At 66.2% G+C, this 16,147-nt stretch carries 19 protein-coding genes, 1 tRNA gene and 1 pseudogene; 15 read left to right on the top strand and 6 right to left on the bottom strand.

The window, feature by feature from the left end:
• The first annotated feature begins 3 nt into the window (after positions 1-3).
• Genes BO226_RS11405 through BO226_RS11380 form a run of 6 tightly spaced genes read left to right on the top strand, consistent with a single transcriptional unit; the run spans position 4 to position 5,446 of the window.
• Positions 4-1,143, top strand: a complete 1,140-nt coding sequence (locus BO226_RS11405) for a DUF4185 domain-containing protein (RefSeq protein WP_071935261.1) — start codon at positions 4-6, stop codon at positions 1,141-1,143.
• Between the two features lie 13 nt (positions 1,144-1,156).
• Positions 1,157-1,654 (top strand): hypothetical protein, encoded by a 498-nt coding sequence (locus tag BO226_RS11400; RefSeq protein WP_071935260.1) that lies wholly within the window; start codon positions 1,157-1,159, stop codon positions 1,652-1,654.
• Positions 1,655-1,696: 42 nt separating this feature from the next.
• On the top strand, positions 1,697-1,987 hold the full coding sequence (locus BO226_RS11395) for a hypothetical protein (protein WP_033097043.1): 291 nt from the start codon (positions 1,697-1,699) through the stop codon (positions 1,985-1,987).
• Positions 1,984-2,502, top strand: a complete 519-nt coding sequence (locus BO226_RS11390; protein WP_071935259.1) for a hypothetical protein — start codon at positions 1,984-1,986, stop codon at positions 2,500-2,502. Before BO226_RS11395 ends, BO226_RS11390 begins: the two co-directional genes overlap by 4 nt.
• A 16-nt stretch (positions 2,503-2,518) precedes the next feature.
• Positions 2,519-3,349: a hypothetical protein gene (locus BO226_RS11385; protein ID WP_071935258.1), complete on the top strand. Its 831-nt coding sequence runs from the start codon at positions 2,519-2,521 to the stop codon at positions 3,347-3,349.
• Between the two features lie 3 nt (positions 3,350-3,352).
• Complete coding sequence (locus BO226_RS11380; RefSeq protein WP_071935257.1) at positions 3,353-5,446, top strand: hypothetical protein; 2,094 nt, start codon at positions 3,353-3,355, stop codon at positions 5,444-5,446.
• Here the strand turns inward: BO226_RS11380 and BO226_RS11375 are convergent.
• A complete protein-coding gene (locus BO226_RS11375) occupies positions 5,400-6,458 on the bottom strand; it encodes an acyltransferase family protein (RefSeq protein ID WP_071935256.1) in 1,059 nt (352 codons plus the stop codon). The genes BO226_RS11380 and BO226_RS11375 overlap by 47 nt on opposite strands.
• Before the next feature lie 140 nt (positions 6,459-6,598).
• Here BO226_RS11375 and BO226_RS11370 point away from each other — a divergent pair, with 140 nt between their 5' ends.
• The 5 genes from BO226_RS11370 (at position 6,599) to BO226_RS11350 (ending at position 9,101) form a co-directional block, all read left to right on the top strand.
• A complete protein-coding gene (locus BO226_RS11370; protein ID WP_071935255.1) occupies positions 6,599-6,922 on the top strand; it encodes a hypothetical protein in 324 nt (107 codons plus the stop codon).
• Between the two features lie 49 nt (positions 6,923-6,971).
• A complete protein-coding gene (locus tag BO226_RS11365; protein WP_071935254.1) occupies positions 6,972-7,289 on the top strand; it encodes a hypothetical protein in 318 nt (105 codons plus the stop codon).
• Positions 7,290-7,420: 131 nt separating this feature from the next.
• Positions 7,421-7,567: a hypothetical protein gene (locus tag BO226_RS27030; RefSeq protein WP_156895183.1), complete on the top strand. Its 147-nt coding sequence runs from the start codon at positions 7,421-7,423 to the stop codon at positions 7,565-7,567.
• Between the two features lie 129 nt (positions 7,568-7,696).
• Positions 7,697-8,626: a tyrosine-type recombinase/integrase gene (locus BO226_RS11355; protein ID WP_156895181.1), complete on the top strand. Its 930-nt coding sequence runs from the start codon at positions 7,697-7,699 to the stop codon at positions 8,624-8,626.
• 121 nt (positions 8,627-8,747) lie between these two features.
• Positions 8,748-9,101, top strand: coding sequence for a hypothetical protein (locus tag BO226_RS11350; protein ID WP_232238105.1), 354 nt, complete (start codon positions 8,748-8,750; stop codon positions 9,099-9,101).
• 59 nt (positions 9,102-9,160) lie between these two features.
• On the opposite strand, the gene BO226_RS27720 is transcribed toward BO226_RS11350, so the two are convergent.
• From BO226_RS27720 to BO226_RS28085, 3 genes and pseudogenes are all read right to left on the bottom strand, one after another.
• On the bottom strand, positions 9,161-9,622 hold the full coding sequence (locus tag BO226_RS27720; RefSeq protein WP_198040638.1) for a hypothetical protein: 462 nt from the start codon (positions 9,620-9,622) through the stop codon (positions 9,161-9,163).
• A 140-nt stretch (positions 9,623-9,762) separates the two neighbouring features.
• Positions 9,763-10,083, bottom strand: a complete 321-nt coding sequence (locus tag BO226_RS11340) for a DUF5319 family protein (protein ID WP_156895179.1) — start codon at positions 10,081-10,083, stop codon at positions 9,763-9,765.
• 34 nt (positions 10,084-10,117) lie between these two features.
• Positions 10,118-10,744 (bottom strand): annotated as a pseudogene (locus BO226_RS28085) (tyrosine-type recombinase/integrase).
• A 549-nt stretch (positions 10,745-11,293) separates the two neighbouring features.
• Between BO226_RS28085 and BO226_RS11330 the strand changes: the two are divergent.
• Both BO226_RS11330 and BO226_RS11325 read left to right on the top strand, forming a co-directional pair.
• Positions 11,294-11,367: transfer RNA gene (locus tag BO226_RS11330), tRNA-Ile, on the top strand.
• Positions 11,368-11,489: 122 nt separating this feature from the next.
• Positions 11,490-11,870 (top strand): hypothetical protein, encoded by a 381-nt coding sequence (locus tag BO226_RS11325; RefSeq protein ID WP_006554460.1) that lies wholly within the window; start codon positions 11,490-11,492, stop codon positions 11,868-11,870.
• Here the strand turns inward: BO226_RS11325 and BO226_RS11320 are convergent.
• A complete protein-coding gene (locus tag BO226_RS11320; protein WP_071935250.1) occupies positions 11,867-12,313 on the bottom strand; it encodes a hypothetical protein in 447 nt (148 codons plus the stop codon). The two genes, BO226_RS11325 and BO226_RS11320, sit on opposite strands and share 4 nt — an antisense overlap.
• A 437-nt stretch (positions 12,314-12,750) precedes the next feature.
• Between BO226_RS11320 and nhaA the strand changes: the two genes are divergently transcribed.
• A complete protein-coding gene (gene nhaA / locus BO226_RS11315) occupies positions 12,751-14,604 on the top strand; it encodes a Na+/H+ antiporter NhaA (RefSeq protein ID WP_071935249.1) in 1,854 nt (617 codons plus the stop codon).
• 321 nt (positions 14,605-14,925) lie between these two features.
• Here the strand turns inward: nhaA and BO226_RS11305 are convergent, their stop codons facing one another.
• On the bottom strand, positions 14,926-15,672 hold the full coding sequence (locus BO226_RS11305; protein ID WP_071935247.1) for a TetR/AcrR family transcriptional regulator: 747 nt from the start codon (positions 15,670-15,672) through the stop codon (positions 14,926-14,928).
• Between the two features lie 73 nt (positions 15,673-15,745).
• Between BO226_RS11305 and BO226_RS11300 the strand changes: the two genes are divergently transcribed.
• Positions 15,746-16,135 carry a VOC family protein gene (locus tag BO226_RS11300; RefSeq protein WP_006554455.1) on the top strand — a complete coding sequence of 130 codons (390 nt, stop codon included), beginning with the start codon at positions 15,746-15,748 and terminating at the stop codon, positions 16,133-16,135.
• Positions 16,136-16,147: the final 12 nt, after the last annotated feature.

Here is a 16,147-nt window from a genome sequence, read left to right as displayed (position 1 = left end):
ACCGTGACCAAGATCCGCGATCTGAATCCGATCGGGAACATCGCGCGGCCGATCGGTGGCACCGACCTGGGCATCCCGTTCGTGATGCCGAACGGCCGGGTCGGCTACGTCTTCGGCGACACCTTCGGCGGCACCACACAGATCGCCGGCGGCCCCGACTGGCGCTCACCGGTGATCGTCACCTCGCCGACGCGGGACATGACCCAGCCGATCGTGATCGACGGGGCGTGCCGCGGCGGGGACCAGTTGTGGCCGTACGTCCATGCCAATGGCGAGTTCTCCACCGTGCTGCCATGCGACGTAGTTGTGATTGGCTCGCGCCTATACCTCTGGGTGATGATCACGCAAGGTCTCGGCAACGAAAAATGGTGCGAGATCTGGTATTCGGACGACAGCGGCGAGACCTGGCACAACGGCACCAGCTACGCCACCCCCGGGGTGGGGGCGTCCTCGCGCTGGTCGACCTCGGCGTTCCGCGGCCAGCGCGTGATGATGACCTGGGACCGCGGCCGCGACGGCTGGGTTTACGCGATCAGCACCGGTGGGCTCGCCCGCAACAAGAACGCGCTGCTGTGGCGGGTGCGTGAGGCCGACATCCTCGACCCCGCCAAGTGGGAGGGCTGGTGCTGGCTGAACAACCAGTGGCAGTGGAAGGCCAACCCGGCCGATCACGAACCCGGCGACATCCTGCCCGCCGGCGCCCGGCTCGGGGAGATCGGGCTGCGCTGGATCCAGGGCCACTGGGTATTCTCCGGGTTCGATGCCGGCGCCTACGAGGCGTTCGTCCGCACCGGCTACGGCCCCATCTCGGGCGTGAACTGGGGCACGGCCCCGAAGCTGCGGCCCGTGCGCGGCTCCGGGCTGTTCCCGGTCGGCTACGACGTGCAAGCGAACCTTTACGGCTGCTACGTCCACCCCGACAGCAAGTTCGAGAAGCCCGACGGCACCAAGGGCCAGTTCGTGATGATCGTCTCCCAGTGGAACGGGCAGAACGGCCAAGGTCCGTACCGGGCGATGCAGTACCGGTTCACCGCCCCGAACAAGCTCGGAACCCTGCTCGCCGACCCAGCGCCCAACGACGGCGGCAGCGGACCGATCTCCGAATGGGACCCCATCCTCGCCGAGATCCTCGGCACCAGCTGAGAGGGGAACGACCATGCCCGCAGACCATGCCAGCGACAACCCGGATACCGGTGGCGAGGAGCTGCCGTTCTGGGAGATCGTGCGCCGCGAAGCCGCCGACGCGGCCCGCGAAGAGTGGGAGCGAAATCAGGAGGCCTTCCGCCGCCAGCTCTCCGGTTACGCGCGTGAGGCCGGCACCGGGGCGCTGCTCGGACGCGGCGCCCCCGAGCTGCTGCCGAACCTGACCGCGGTCACCAGCCGTGGCGAGGAGCTGACCGTCGTCGACGCCCGCAACCGATCGTGGCGCACCTTCGTCCAGGGCCTCGCGATCGACCTCGGGTTCGCACTGCTGTCGGTCCTCGCCCTGGCGATCAGCGATTTCGATTTCCTCGACGGTGCCGCCTGGGCAACCCTCGGCGTGCTCGTGCTCAAGACGATCATCCAGACCGCGATCTCGTACATCGCGCGGCTCAAGATCACCCCGAGCTACGACGAGCCTGCCGCCGGTCCACCCGATGGGGCGCGGTCATGACCACACGGGCCTGCGGGCCGGGAGCGAAAGAAGGTGCCCCACGTGACACAGCCGAACGGACCGTCGCCGCGCACACGCACGCTCGTCGTCGGCATCGTAGTGGCCCTGTGGGGCACCTCCGTCGGAATCCAAATCGCATCGCAACTGCCGTTCATGCGCTTCGACTGGTCACCGCCGATCGGTCTCAACGAGATCATGACGGCCGTCGTGATGTGGATGCTCGCCCGCAATCACCAGGCCACCAAGGCCGAATCCGACAACCCGCCACCGTCGACAGATCCGCCGGCACCGCAGCCGCGAACCGACGAGGCGGGACAGGGAGGTAACTCGTGACCGAACTGTGGGAGACCATCATCCGCTACGTGCTGGTCGGTGCAGCCGCTTACGCCGCCGGCACGATCGTCCAGTACCGGCAGTTCCGGCTCCGGGGCGTGTCGTTGCTGGTGCCGTTCGTCCCGAAGTCCTCACGCAACTTCACGATCGTCGTGCTCACTCTGTCGCTGCTGACCGCATTCTCGGTCATCACCTCGCAGGTGCAGCAACAGCACCAGTCGCGGTGCAACGCCGACTTCCAACAGGTCATCCGCGACAACGCCCGCATCAACGACGAGGACCGCGAACTCGAACGTGCCGACGACGATCTGCGCGGTCGCCGCGACGACGCGCTCGACTCGCTGGTCCTCGGGTTGATGAGTGCACCGGGGAGCGGGTCGGCGATACGGCTGCTCACCGAGTACGACCGCAAGGTCCAGCAGCTCGAGACCGAACGCCGCGACCTCGACATCCGCCGCGATGAACTGCGGCAGAAACGCCGCGACAACCCGTATCCCACCCCACGGTGCGACTGAGAACAGGAGAGCGCTCATGCCCTCGAAGGTCGCTGAACTCGAGATCGCGCGGCACCAGCGCGAGTTGATCCTCAAACCGCAGGCCGCGCACATCTTCGGTGCCCCGGACACCACGCCGGTGATCCTCAACATCACCGAAGGCCCGGACGGGGAGCTCGCCGAACTGCCCGACGGTTACTTCGATTTCGGTCTGCTCGACAAAGAGGACGCCATCACGCTCTCGCGCGAGATGGAGAAGTCCGACATCAACGCGATCGGCTACTCGAACCCGGTCCGCTCCGACGTCACCAGCGACGTCTTCGGTATGGCGTTCAAGGGACTCGAAACCAACCGGCACACCATCGAATCGAATCTCGGTGTCGACCTGTCCGGCGTGACCCCGGATCCGTTCACCGGGGAGATCTCGTTCGATCAGCCGGCGGTCTCGCAGATCCGCCGGATGCGGTATCTGTTGCTCTCGCAGGTCGGTTCCGGGGTCGACACGATCTACTTCGGGCGGCAGTTCCTCGCCGGGGAAGTCGTCGACGTCGGCGAGCAGACCGTCACCGACGGCGAGGGTTATCTCGGGTGGCCGTTCACGGTCAACGCGATGGTGGATACGACCTATGGCGTGTCGGTCCGGCATCACTTCGGTGGCCCGGGGTGGATGCGGCTGCTCGAGGAAGCCGGGTTCCCGCCCATCGATCCGGGCGGCCCCGGCTTCGAGTTGTTCGAGTCTCCGCCGGGGTCGGGCCTGTACGCCTTCACCGGGCTGACCGAGGATCCGCCCGGATCCGGCCTGTATGCGATCCCGCCCGGCATGACCGAAAACCCGGCCGGTTCCGGCCTGTACACGATGGGAGCCTGACCGATGGTCAAGAAGCTTGTTTCCTACGATTCCGACACCGGGGAGCTGTCCTCCGACGTCGAGGCCGACCTCGCGCAGCGGTTCGGTGAGAAGCTCTCCAAAGCGGACGCAGATGCCACTTATGTGCCGCTGTCGGTCTTCGCAAAAGATGCGGTGATCGCTACCTCTGGCGCGTTCCCCGGCTTGGATCCGACCGCAGCCACAGATTCCACGGCTGCGCTGCAGGCGGCGGCGAATGCCACCCCGGACGGCGCTCGCTTGATCATCCCGGCGGGCTACTACCGCCAGGACGGCACGCTGTCGGTGGTCGACAAGACGATCACCATTGAGAACTACGGCGCCTTCTTCCAGAAGAGCACCGACGGGGCGATGATCTCCGCGGCCGCTACCGTCGACACCATCTACCCCGTGTCATCGCTGACGGCAATCACCGTCTCGGACGAGAACAGCGACCCCGGAGTGCGCCTGACGCTGTCGACGAACCCTGGCTGGACCAAGGGCGACATCGTGCAGGTCATCGCCGACGACATCCTCCCCGGCGTCCTCCCCGGCAACGGCACGAACGAACCCCGCACCGGCCAGTTCTTCCTGGTACACAGCACCGGCACGAACACGGTCGATCTGGTCGGCACGCTACATGATCCGATGACCACCAACATCCGCGTCCATCGGCTCCGCCGTCACCGCGTGACGATCGCCGGCGGGGACTTCAACAAGACCGGCACCGGCACCACCATCGGCCTCACGCGACTCGCCTCGCCGGTGATCCGTGACGCCTCGTTCAATGCCACCGCAGGCCAGGTCATCGGCGTCACGGGGTGCGTGGGCTGGCGCGTCGACAACATCGTGGTCGACGCAGCTCCGAACAACCCCGGCAGTGGCATCTTCGGCTACGGCATCAACAACACGTGCAGCGCGTGGGGCCGTGCCTCGCGAATGCGGATCCACCGGGTGCGCCACGCCTACACCACCGCCGATCCGATGGTCCCGGCGAACTCGTCCGCAGTGCACAACTACGGTCGCGCCTTCGGTAACGTCTGCGAGAACTCCACCGCGGTCGGCACGAACTCGACCGCCTGGGACACGCACTCGATGAGCCAGGGCGACATGTTCGTCAACTGCGACGCGATCGATTGCTACAACGGCTACGGCCTTCGAGGGCGCCAGCACAGCATCCAGGGCGGCAAGGTCATCGACTGCCGCTACCTGTTCCGGATCTTCTCTCAGACCGGGTCGAACTCCGAATCGTGGGGCCACATCATCGACGGCATCCACGCCACCCGGATCTACGGCGACGAGGAAGCGATGCGCATCGACCTCAACCCGCTCTCCGGTGTGTTCGAGTCCCGCAAGTCGACCATCCGCAACATCACCATCGACGGCGTCAAGGGCCACGTCATCCAGGCCATGAACGCACTGTTCGACGGCGACGGATGGATGGTCAACGGCGCGGCGGTCCGCACCCCCAACGCCGCGGTGTTCCAGCTGATCAACGCGAAAGCGAAGATGGGCCGGGTCTGCATGGATCAGACGGCTCACACCTCGGGCACCGGGCAGCGGTTCGCGTACATGGCCGGCACCTCCGAACTGGACGTCGCCGGCGGCCGGTGGGACTTCACCACCGGGCCCGACTTCACGCGGATCGTGGTACGCGCAACGGGTGCCACGGACAAGGTTCGGATCGACAGCCTCGAAATGTCCGGCAAGGCGACGATGCCATACGACTCGCTCTACGATGCGAACTCGTTCGTCGACTACACCGGCCCGGTCAGCGATGCACGAGGGTCGCTGGTCGTGACGTCGCGAGAGGCGATCGCGGATGCGACGAAGCTGGCGCCGATCGCTTGGACTCGGTCCCCGGTCGTGCAGCTCCAGCTGTTCAGCAACACCAGCCCCTACACCCTCGCGGCGTTGCCCTCCGGGCGGTACCGGGGTCAGATGCTGGTGATGTTCGTGCTGGGCACCTCGACCCAGCCGATCACGATCCCGAACGACGCGACGAAGAAGATCGTCACGAAGGCGGCTGCGGACCTGGTCCTCAACGCCGGCGCTACTGCACAGTTCGTGTGGAACTCGACTCACTGGGTTCAGCTGTAGCGATCGCCTGCGGACGTCGACGGGGCTTCTCGCCGAGGAGTAGGGTGCGCACGATGTTCCACCTGCCGAACAGCAGTTGGAAGATGATCGGCGCACCCACTCCGACGGCGAGGCACACCACGAATACGGCGGGATCCCAGTCGATGCCGACCTTACCGAGGGCGATGCGGGCGCCGGCGGATCCGAACACGTGCAGCAGATAGATGCCGAACGAGAATCCGCCGATCCATGCGAGCCACCGGTATGCAATCAACTTGCGAAGCGAGTACAGGAGCATGACGCCGCCGACACCGACAGCCAGGCTGAGCGCCCGACGCACCGCATCCTGGGGTTCGAGGTCGTTGACGATGACCGCGAGGCGGATGCTGTAGACACCGGCGAAGACGGCCAGCGCTCCGAGCAGCTCCCATCTGCGGAAGCTGAACAGCTTGAACCGGTACATGCCGTAGCCGATCAGGAAGAATGGCAGCAGTCGGATGGCACCGTTGATGCTGAACACGTTCGCAGTGTCAGGTACGCGAACGAACACGAAGAGCAGGAGCGCGACGGCGGTGCAGGCCGCCCAGCGCGGCACGGTGCACAAGGCGCCGGCCGCGCCCAGCACTCCGACTGTGAGGAAGATCAGGAAGATCGACTGCAGGAACCACAGGTGCTCGTAGCCGTATACGTAGACGCGCCAGAACTCGCTGAGCTTCGGCTTGCTGTTCGTATCCGGAACGACGAGCTTCATGCCGAACAGGAGCACGCCGACGGTGAGGAGCGGCAGGATCAGGCGCCTGGTCTTCCCTCGCAGTAGCTGCGGAAGATCGTCACGGCTCTCGATCGGACGCATGGCGTAGACGTAGCCGGAGATCACTGTGAACAGCGGCATCCGGATGTCCTCGAGGCCGAGGTAGAACAGTCGCCAGATCGAGTCGTCGGCGACATTCATTCCGCGGTCGGAGCTGGTCCCGATGACATGTCCGGCGACCATCAGAAATACGGCGAGGCCGCGGAGCGCCTGAATCGACATGTCTTTGGATCGGAGCCCCGCCTCCCCGCGGGTACTCACGGTATTTGTCATGGCGAAGATTCTCGCGCACGGTCGACTGTGCCGCAGTGCGACATGACGCCCCGCCCGTAACGCATCCTTATGTGCTTGGAGGAAACAGCATGAGTGAGTATCTGGACAACGGTGCGAGTCTCGCTGGGCCGGGGCTCTTCGACGCCGGCCACGGCGTCAGCTACACCCCGTACTACCTCGACGAGGAGCGCACCCGCCTCGGCGGGCTGTACATGTGGCACCCGTGCCCGTTGACGCGCGAGCGACTGGGCATCGACGACATGGCAGGCGTCGGCCCCAACGCCAAGACGGGTCAGGCGTGGGGTTACGAGAATGTCGGCGATCCGGCCCACATCACCCTGATCGGTTCGGTGCTCGACCCCGACTGCGGGTGGCACGGCTTCATCCGCAACGGCCGGTGGGAACCATGCTGACCACCGGCGGCGATCTGGATCGTCCTACTCGCTGAGTAGAAAAGCAGACATGGGTTACGCCTACTACGTCCTGCCCGACGGTCGCGAAGCCGGATACGGCGTGGAAGCGGAATGCGACCACCCCGGCTGCACTACGCGCATCGATCGCGGGCTCGGGTATCTGTGCGGGGAGGCTCCGGACGGTCATCGTGACCCGGACGAGCCGGGGTGCGGGAAGTACTACTGCGGTCAGCACCAGTACGCGCACGAGTGCACCAACCCGGTCTGTGATGCCTACTCCGACGACGACGAGCAACTGTGCTGCGGGCTCGCGAGGGGACACGAGCTGCCGCACCGCGACCAGATGAAAGAGCAGGACTTCGGGTGAGTGTCGGTGCTGCCGATTAGCCTGGCGTACGCACTGGCGTGCACCGGCACCCCCTGAGCCGGGACGATCGCCCCTCACCGTTTCGCGGTGGGGGGCGATTTTCGGCGTCCGGGCATGTGACACTGGTCGGCATGGCTGATTCCGAGGACGCTGCCGTGGTCGATCTGTCGTCGCATCCGCGCTATCGACATGCCGAGTGGGATGCGCTCGACCAGCTCGCGCACAATCTCGAAGTTGTTGCGGCGTACCTTGATCCGACGGGCCACGAAGGGCAGTAGGGTTCTGGCGCGCAAGATCATCCGCGCGTATCCTCGCGGGCACCTCGGGACGTAGAACGAGGTCGGCCCCGCACGGTGCTCGCAACACCGGAACGGGGCCTTGCCACCACCCAAGTCTGAGTTGGAGTGATGACCGTGCATGACGCTACCCTCTTGCCCGCCGGCCCCGGCACCGACCCCGTCCGGCTCTCGCCGTTCGACCTCGCCGCCGCGGGCTTCCTCGCGCGCTACAGCGGGCAGTCCTTCGAGGCGTACCGGCTCGATCTGCGCCTGTTCCACGACTGGTGCGCGAGTGTCGGTTTGGATCCGCTCGCGGCGCAGCGCCCGCACCTCGAGCTGTTCGCCCGCTACCTCGAGTTCGAGCGCGGCAACGCTCCGTCGACGGTGCACCGGCGCCTGTCCTGCCTGCGTATGTTCTTCCGGACGCTGCACGTCGACGGGATCATCGACCGCAATCCGGCCGAGTACGTGAAGATGCCGAAGGTGTACTTCGACGAGACCCGGATGGTCGGGCTCGAACGCTCCGAGATCTCGGCGCTGATCGCCACGGCCCGCGCGTCGACCCCGACCGACGGTGCGCTGGTGACGATGCTGGCGCTGCTCGGCCTGCGGGTTTCCGAAGCGTGCGCGGTCGATATCGAGGACTTTCAGTACACCGAGCGCGGGCACCGGGTGCTGCGGATCATGGGCAAGGGCGGCAAGCCTGCGTCGATTCCGTTGCCGGTGCCGATCGCCCGGGCGATGGACCGCGCCGCCGAGGGACGCACCTCAGGTCCGCTGCTGTTGCGTCGCGATGGTTCGCGTATGACGCGGCGTTCCGCGGATCGGGTGGTGAAGCGTCTCGCGCGCAAGGCAGGCATCACCCGGAACGTGCACTGCCATCTGTTGCGCCACGGCTATGTCACCTCGGCGCTCGACGCCGGCATTCCGTTGCGGGATGTGCAGATCATGGCTCGTCACGCGGATCCGCGGATGACCTCGCGCTACGACCGCGCCCGCAACAACTTGGATCGGCACGGCAACTATGTCCTCGCCGCCTATCTCGGGGGTGCTGCGTAGGCGGTTCGCGCTGGTGGGCGCGGCAGGAACGTAACGGTCGGTTCGCTGCGGGCGATCGCCGGGTAGACGGAGACGTCATTCACCCGAGCGATTGGAGACTCGCTTCATGATGATCAGACGTGTGTTCGCTGCTGCCGCGCTCACCGCTGCTGCCGCGATTGCGCTCGCGCCGGCCGCGTCGGCGCAGGACGACTACATCGACCCGACGGGGCCGTACGACGCGACGGAGTATTTCGTGACGCCGTGGGAAGCTGGCGCGTTCGCCGAGCACGCCGACAAGGGGTTGATTATCAGTCCGTATGGTGACGCCGGATTGCAGTGCCGCGGTTTCCACGGCCGGATCTGGGATTGCACTCAGACGCTGCCGGACGGGTCGGTGAACCGGCTGATCCGGCTCTCGCCGGATGCGTACCCGTCGCGGATCATGCGTGAGGTCTGGGCGTACGACCCGTTCAACACCGGCAGCGCCGGATAGGGATAGACGAGAAGTGGCCCCGACCATCGAGGTCGGGGCCACTTTTTGCTGCGTCGAGTCTACTTCGAGGCGAGCTCCGGGCAGCGGTAGGCGACGGCGAGGTCGACGAGTTCGGACGCCTGGGAATCTTCGAGTCCGAAGTCGCCGGCTGTTGTCGCCTTCACCGCGTCGACGGCGCCGGGACCCTCTTCCACATCGACGCTCAGGCAGGTGACGTTCGCGAACTGCTGAGCGAGCTCAGGAGTCAGGGTGCTGCCGGCGAGTGTGCCGCCGACTGCGTCTTCCATGTCGCTCGCGAGCTGCGCCGCATCACCGGGTCGTTCCTGGACCTGTTCGCGGGCACCTTCTTCCATCATCCTGCCGAAGTCATCCTGCGCCCCATCGGTGCCGGCATCCTCGGTTGTCGTGGCCGCGCCGGTCGGGTTCGGCGCCGAGGTCGGTGCCGGGGTGTCGTCGCCGCTGTCACCGCACGCGGCGAGCAGTAGCAAAGCGGGCACGAGGAGCAGACTGCGCATTCTCATAGTGGTGTCCTCTCGGTGTGTCGGGGGACTGCTCGGTTCATCTACCCGGTGTACGCCCGGGTAATCCTCGGTAGTGCCGAGGTTGATGTCATCCGGGGTGACGGCTTCCCCTCCGCACCCGGCACATCGGTAGTGACTGATCAGGACTCTGTCGTGGGTCCCCACCGTTCGACGTCGCGCGTAAGCCCCGCCAGATAGCCGCGGCACCAGTCCCAACTGGCATATCCGTGTGGGTCCCTGGTCGCGTTCTCCGGGTGATGTGCGACGTCCCCTGTGTCGCGCAGGCTCTCGAGGTTGCCCAACAGCTCGTGCCAGGTCGGGTAGTGGTCGTGGCGACAGTCGTCGCACATGACCACGAGCCCTTTGACGCCGAGTGGCGCAAGAAGGGCCTCGTAGACGCGGACGTCGGCGAGATCAGTCTCGACAGCTTTTCTCTCGTCGGGGGTCAGTGGTACGGGCATTTGGTGTCTCCTTCTGGGTAATTGATACGCGATGTCATGCCGCGGCTTGGACCGCAGCTCGTACATCGTCACGGGTGATCGCGGTGTAACGCTGGGTGGTCGCGACACTGGCGTGACCAAGGGCTTCCTGCACTGCGAGCAGGTTGCGGGTGCCTTGGAACGCGCGGGTTGCGAAGCGGTGGCGCAGCTTGTGCATCGACTAGCCTTCGGGCATGAGCTCGCTGATGAGTTTGCCGACTGTATCGGGTGACAGGTGGCCGTCGTCCTGCCCCGGGAACAGCCAGCCGGACCTTCCCCGTCCGATGGTGTGCCCTCCGGGGCCTTTGGCGATCTCGTGGGCGAGCGCGTCGCTGACCGGGATGGTGCGTTGCTTTCCGCCCTTGCCGTGGACGACGAGCGTCCAGCCGTCGATTTCCTCGAGGAGATCGTTCGTGTGGACCCGTGCGACTTCGGCACGGCGCAGCCCGGCTTCCCCGGCGAGCTGTGCCATGAGTCGTTCGCGTGGTCCGGCCTGCATGAGGATCTGTTGCCAGATTCGGTCGGTGGCCGGCCGCGGTCGCGGTCGGGACTCGGGAACCTTCGGCAGCGCGAGCGCGGGGTTCGTGTCCGTGATGCCTCGGGCGATGCACCACTCGTAGAACTTGATCAGCGAGGTGCGCATCCCGCGGCGGTGCTCCGGTGACCAGTCGCGCCGGGCGAACGCGACGACGAGCAGGTCGGTGCTCACGATTGCGGGCGAGGTGGTGTCGAGAATGCGTGCTGCTCGGCGCACGTGTCCGCGGCGCAATCGCAGGGTGGTTTTCGGGACGGCGCCGGCGCGCAGCCAGTCGAGCCATTCCTCTATGGCGTGTTCCCAGTCACTCGGCAGTTTGTATGTTTGTTTGTGCACATAAGTGTGTATATGTGGTGCGGCGACTTCGCGTGACAGAAATGCGGTTCGGAGTTCCGCCACATCGCCCCTGGTCACGCGACTGCCAACCGCAAACCGAACGGTTGCTGGTTCGAGTCCAGCCGGGGGAGCGCCTACAGAATCCTCCCACCCGTCACGGGTGGGAGGATTCTGTGTATCCGGGGGTGCCTATGCGGCAGAACATCCACCGATGTGATCTCTGTTACTTCGTACCCGGTAGAGTGTTGCCCGCTGTGTCCGGGTAGCATTCGATCGCGCCGTGCGAGCAGTGCGGCACTGTGCGACGCATGTCGTCGCGACGGGGCGGTAGCTCAGTCGGTTAGAGCCGCGGACTCATAATCCGCTGGTCGCGGGTTCGAGCCCCGCCCGCCCCACATCCTTCGCTCATGGCCGCGAGATGTTCCTGCTTGTCGGAACGGTAGCGTTCGACCCCATGAGCACCCTTCGAGAAGTCGGTGAGCGCGAGGCGTGGCGTTGCTGGTTGTGCGACGAGCCCGTGGACCCCGACATGTCGGTCAACGACCCGCGCGGTCCCAGCATCGACAGCATCAACACCGCCAAGAAGGGTGGCAAGGGAAAGGGCGGAGTCGAGCGACTCGCGCACCGCGCCTGCAACACCAAGAAGGGTGCCGTCAAACCCGTCGTGCCGTGGTCCGACCGGCTCTTCGTCGTCGACCCGGCGCCCATCATCGGCGTCGTCGAGCAACTCACCCGCAAGGGTGGTCGTGTCGCCGTTGCCCGGTGTCCCGAGAAGTCGGACGCGGAGGACGCCTCCGAATGGCTCCTCGACCGCTTGTCGCGACTCGAGCCGGGAGTGCGGTTCGATACCAGGATCGAGCAGGCCGGCGGCGGCTACCTCCTCGTGCTGACGACCTAACCGGGAGCCAACACCAGTCCGGAATGATCCGATGACTCGGCGGAGACCTCGACCTCGGGGAGCACCGTTCCGTCGTCCCCCCGCAGCGTGTAGCGACCCGGCATGAGACCGGTGAACAGGAACCAACCGTCGTTCGTCGTGACGATGGTGCGGTCGATGTACTGCTCGCACACGTCCAGGCCGGTCAGTCGAATCGTGGTGGACGGATGGAAGACGCCTCCGATCCGCCCGTTCGCCACCGCTCCGATCGCAGCCGGTGGATCCGGGTGGTCGCCGAGCTCGTCCGGACGCCAGGCAGGCGCACCGTCCGGCGGTGCACACACCGAGACCGAGGAGTGCGACGACCGGGCATGCGCGACCGTCGGGTCGGCCCGGACCACAGAGTCGGGCTGGTGCGTCGTCGCCGCGACGAGCACCCCTGCTCCCAGTGCGGTGATCAACATCCATCGGGCTCTTCGGATCGTCCCCGTGTGCAGCAACGGATCCACCTCCTCTCCGTAAGAGAACTTAGGAAAGTTGTTCTCGCCGAGGGTTATTCGGAACCGATGCTTCGGTGGATCGTGACGATACCCGGGGCGGACGCGCAGGGCTATCCTCCGTCGAGGCGACAGGTAGTGGCGGAATGTAACGGTCGGGCTGTCGAAACGCCGAAATCGGTTGTTGGCACAACGATTCGGTCTAGTTTCGGATGAGGTCGGTAGTCGGAGGGGTGCATTCCGCCTCCTGTACGGCGGAACCGGTTGCATTGTTGTGTTCGGACAATGCAGGTTCGAACGGCCGATACCGGAAGTAATCGCCCCGGGGGCCGGCGTTGTGCGATGTCGTCGGTGTACTCACCGGCACCGAGTTGCTCGGAGCGGATTGCGGAACGAGGGAGCACATGACGGTCGACGAGAATCCGACGACGCTCCGCCGGGCGTCCGACCTTCTGGCAGGGGTCCGCGACGGCACGGACGACGACACGCTCGCGGCAGGCGTCGTACTCGCGGCGACCCTGATCGCTCTGGTCTGGGCCAACCTGGGCGACTCGTACGAGGCGTTCTGGCACACACCTCTCAGCATCAGCATCGGCGACTACGGCATCGATCTCGACCTCGAGCACTGGGTGAACGACGCCGTCATGACGCTGTTCTTCTTCGTCGTCGGCCTCGAGGTCAAACGCGAGCTCACCATGGGAGAGCTCACCGACCGGACGCGCGCCGCGGTCCCGCTCGTGGCGGCAATCGCGGGGCTCGCGCTACCTGCGGGACTGTTTCTGCTGCTCAACCCCAGCGGGGAGGCCGCAGGAGCGTGGGGTGTGGTCGTGTCCACCGACACCGCCTTCGTGCTCGGTGCGCTCGCGCTGGTCGGACCCCGCTGCCCGGCCCGCCTGCGCGTGTTCGTCCTCACGCTGGCCGTGGCCGACGACATCGGCGCCCTCGCCATCATCGCCTTCGTCTACACCGACGATCTGCAGCCGGTCTACCTGATACCTGCCGCGATCGGACTGTTGCTGATCCTGCAGTTCCGCCGGCTCGAGGTGTGGCGGGGCGTCGTCTACTTCGTCGTCGCGGCAGGGACGTGGGTGGCGTTCTACGAATCCGGTGTGCACCCGACCCTCGCCGGTGTACTGATCGCGTTGATCCTTCCCGTCTATCCGCCGCGCCGCAGCGAGGTGGAGCGCGCCGGCGAACTCACGCGGGCGTTCCGCCAGTCGCCCAACTCCGACTACGCGCGCGCCGCGCAACTCGGGGTGCTCCGCGCGGTGTCCGTGAACGAGCGGCTGCTACGGTTCTACCAGCCGTACACGGCGTTCCTCGTCGTGCCGATCTTCGCCCTCGCCAACGCGGGTGTGGTGATCTCCGCCGAGACCGTCGGCACTGCGATCCGGTCGCCGATCACGTGGGGCGTCGTCCTCGGTCTCGTGGTGGGCAAACTCGTGGGCATCACCGCGGCCACTGCCGTCTTCTCGAGCCTGCGTCCGGGCAGCCTGCCGCCGGGACTCACCCTCTCGCACGTCGGTGGGGGTGCCGCGCTCGCCGGCATCGGGTTCACGATCTCATTGTTCATCGTGGATCTGGCGATCGAATCTCCCGAAGCGGCCAACGACGCCCGAATCGGCGTCCTTCTCGCGGCTGTTCTCGCCACGGCGCTGGGCTGGGCTTTGTTCCGGCTGTCCGACCGCCTGAATCCGCCGCAGGGATCTGCCGGGCTCGTGCTGCTGCGTCCGGTGGATCCGAACCGCGACCACATACGGGGACCGGTCGACGCTCCGCTCACACTCGTCGAGTACGGAGACTTCGAGTGCCCGTTCTGCAGCAAGGCCACCGGCAGCATCCGCGACGTGCGCGAGCACTTCGGCGACGACCTGCGGTACGTCTTCCGGCACCTTCCCCTCGATGAACACCACCCGCACGCCCGGTTCGCCGCCGAAGCGGCCGAGGCTGCGGCGGCGCAGGGACGATTCTGGGACATGCACGACCACCTGTTCGCCCACAGCGACGCTCTGTCCCGCGACGAGATCTACGAACACGCCCAGCAGTTGGGTCTCGATATGGACAGGTTCGACGAGGACCTTCGCCTGGGGCGGTACCGTCACCGTGTCGAGGACGACGATCTCGACGCCGAGGCCAGCGACGTCTTCGGAACGCCCACCTTCTACCTCGGCGCCACCGGATCGGACCTCGCCCGGCACACCGGCCCGTTCGACGCGGCGACGTTGATCCGCAGGCTCGAAGAGGTGCGCGAGAGGTGATGCGATTCGGGTGGATCCGACCCCGGAAAGCGGGGGCGGATCCACCCAAGTCGTGACGGTTTCTACCGGATGCTGGGTCCGGCCTCCGCGGATCCGGTCGGTAACAGGCCGGCCAAGCTGGCGAGGAGCGTTTCCCAGCGGCATTCCGCGGAGATCGACGCGAAGCGGCACCCGGAGTAGTCCTCCGTGGGGAGCGTAGGTGTGCCGGGATCTGCGTACGCCGTGGCCGGCACTGCGAAGGCGATTGCGGCACAACCGAGCACGCCCGCGGCGAATCGCTTCATGAAATCCTCGCATCTCTCGTACGAACCTTCGGGGAAATCATTCCCCGGTGGGTCGCACCCCGCCATTCGAGACGAGCGGTTCGAGCCCGTCGAGGACGCGCTGCAGCCCGAACTCCCATGCGTGGTGCGGGCTGTAGGCGGCGTTCATCTCTGCTCCGGCCGCCGCTCCCACCCGCTGTGCGAGGGGATGGTCGTCACCGAGATAGTGCGCGAGTCGCTCGTTCCATCGCGCCCAGGCCTCGCCCATGTCGGCGGCGTGCGGATCAGGTCGTCGGGCTCGGGCCGCACCCCGCACGAAGTCCGCGACGAACGTGAGCGCGGCGTCGCGATCGATGTCGCCGAGGGGCGTGCCGTCGAAGGCGTGGAGTTCGTGGTCGTACTTCGCGATCGTGCCGGGGCCGAGCGCGGTGCGCTGATCGTCGACGTCCAGCAGCCACCAGTGTGCGGCGTAGTGCTCGAGTTCGGATTCGGCGACCTGCCGTACCCGATCTCGCCACGACGGGGACTCGTAGGGCGGCCGGGGTTGCCGGGCGTGGACCCGATCGACCATGAGGACGAGGAGGTCGTCGCGCGACCCGACATGGGTGTAGAGGGCCATGGCGGAGACGCCCAGATCGGTCGCGAGGCGACGGATCGTCACCGTGTCGAGGCCCACCGCGTCGGCGACGGTTACCGCAGCGTCCACCGCGGATGTGGTGGTGATCTTGGCTTTCGGCCCGCGGGAACCACCGGTCGGCGCGTCGGGATGCTCGCGCCACAGCAGGTCGATCAGATCGCGCGCCATAAATGCCTCCCGAAAACTCGCTCTCGGGAGTACTCTATACGCCGTACAAGGTTTCTGCTCTGGGGGAGGTCCTATGAAGATCAAGTCCACAGCACTGTCGCTCAACGTCGCCGACACTGCCGCATCGGCAGATTTCGCGATCCGGCACTTCGGTTTCACCGAGGAGATGTCGGCGGACGGATTCGTCTCGTTGACTCACCCGGACGCAGGATTCAACATCGTGTTCCTGCGTACCGGGCTGTCGACCTTCAAGCCGGAATCCGTCGCCGGCCCGGCCGGTCAGGGCATGCTCATCGCCTTCGTCGTCGACGACGTCGACACCGAGTTCGCGCGCATCGCGGAAGCCGGTGCGACGGTCGTGACCAAGCCGGAGACCGAGCCGTGGGGTGAACGGTACTGCCAGTTCGCGGATCCGAACGGGATCATCTGGCAACTCGTCCACTGGGTCTCGGAACCGGCCTGACCATGCGAAGTC

The sequence above is a fragment of the Rhodococcus sp. 2G genome, from assembly GCF_001886355.1.
Lineage (GTDB): Bacteria > Actinomycetota > Actinomycetes > Mycobacteriales > Mycobacteriaceae > Rhodococcus > Rhodococcus pyridinivorans.
This window is presented reverse-complemented; position numbering and strand designations above follow the sequence as displayed.

Bases quoted from the DNA above. Each gene is read 5' to 3' on its own strand.
- nhaA (WP_071935249.1), top strand. From the start codon at position 12,751: ATGACGGTCGACGAGAATCCGACGACGCTCCGCCGGGCGTCCGACCTT.
- BO226_RS27720 (WP_198040638.1), bottom strand. From the start codon at position 9,622: ATGAGAATGCGCAGTCTGCTCCTCGTGCCCGCTTTGCTACTGCTCGCC.
- BO226_RS11320 (WP_071935250.1), bottom strand. From the start codon at position 12,313: ATGTTGATCACCGCACTGGGAGCAGGGGTGCTCGTCGCGGCGACGACG.
- BO226_RS11375 (WP_071935256.1), bottom strand. From the start codon at position 6,458: ATGTCGATTCAGGCGCTCCGCGGCCTCGCCGTATTTCTGATGGTCGCC.
- BO226_RS11370 (WP_071935255.1), top strand. From the start codon at position 6,599: ATGAGTGAGTATCTGGACAACGGTGCGAGTCTCGCTGGGCCGGGGCTC.
- BO226_RS11380 (WP_071935257.1), top strand. From the start codon at position 3,353: ATGGTCAAGAAGCTTGTTTCCTACGATTCCGACACCGGGGAGCTGTCC.
- BO226_RS11340 (WP_156895179.1), bottom strand. From the start codon at position 10,083: ATGCCCGTACCACTGACCCCCGACGAGAGAAAAGCTGTCGAGACTGAT.
- BO226_RS27030 (WP_156895183.1), top strand. From the start codon at position 7,421: ATGGCTGATTCCGAGGACGCTGCCGTGGTCGATCTGTCGTCGCATCCG.
- BO226_RS11300 (WP_006554455.1), top strand. From the start codon at position 15,746: ATGAAGATCAAGTCCACAGCACTGTCGCTCAACGTCGCCGACACTGCC.
- BO226_RS11305 (WP_071935247.1), bottom strand. From the start codon at position 15,672: ATGGCGCGCGATCTGATCGACCTGCTGTGGCGCGAGCATCCCGACGCG.
- BO226_RS11355 (WP_156895181.1), top strand. From the start codon at position 7,697: ATGACCGTGCATGACGCTACCCTCTTGCCCGCCGGCCCCGGCACCGAC.
- BO226_RS11400 (WP_071935260.1), top strand. From the start codon at position 1,157: ATGCCCGCAGACCATGCCAGCGACAACCCGGATACCGGTGGCGAGGAG.
- BO226_RS11365 (WP_071935254.1), top strand. From the start codon at position 6,972: ATGGGTTACGCCTACTACGTCCTGCCCGACGGTCGCGAAGCCGGATAC.
- BO226_RS11385 (WP_071935258.1), top strand. From the start codon at position 2,519: ATGCCCTCGAAGGTCGCTGAACTCGAGATCGCGCGGCACCAGCGCGAG.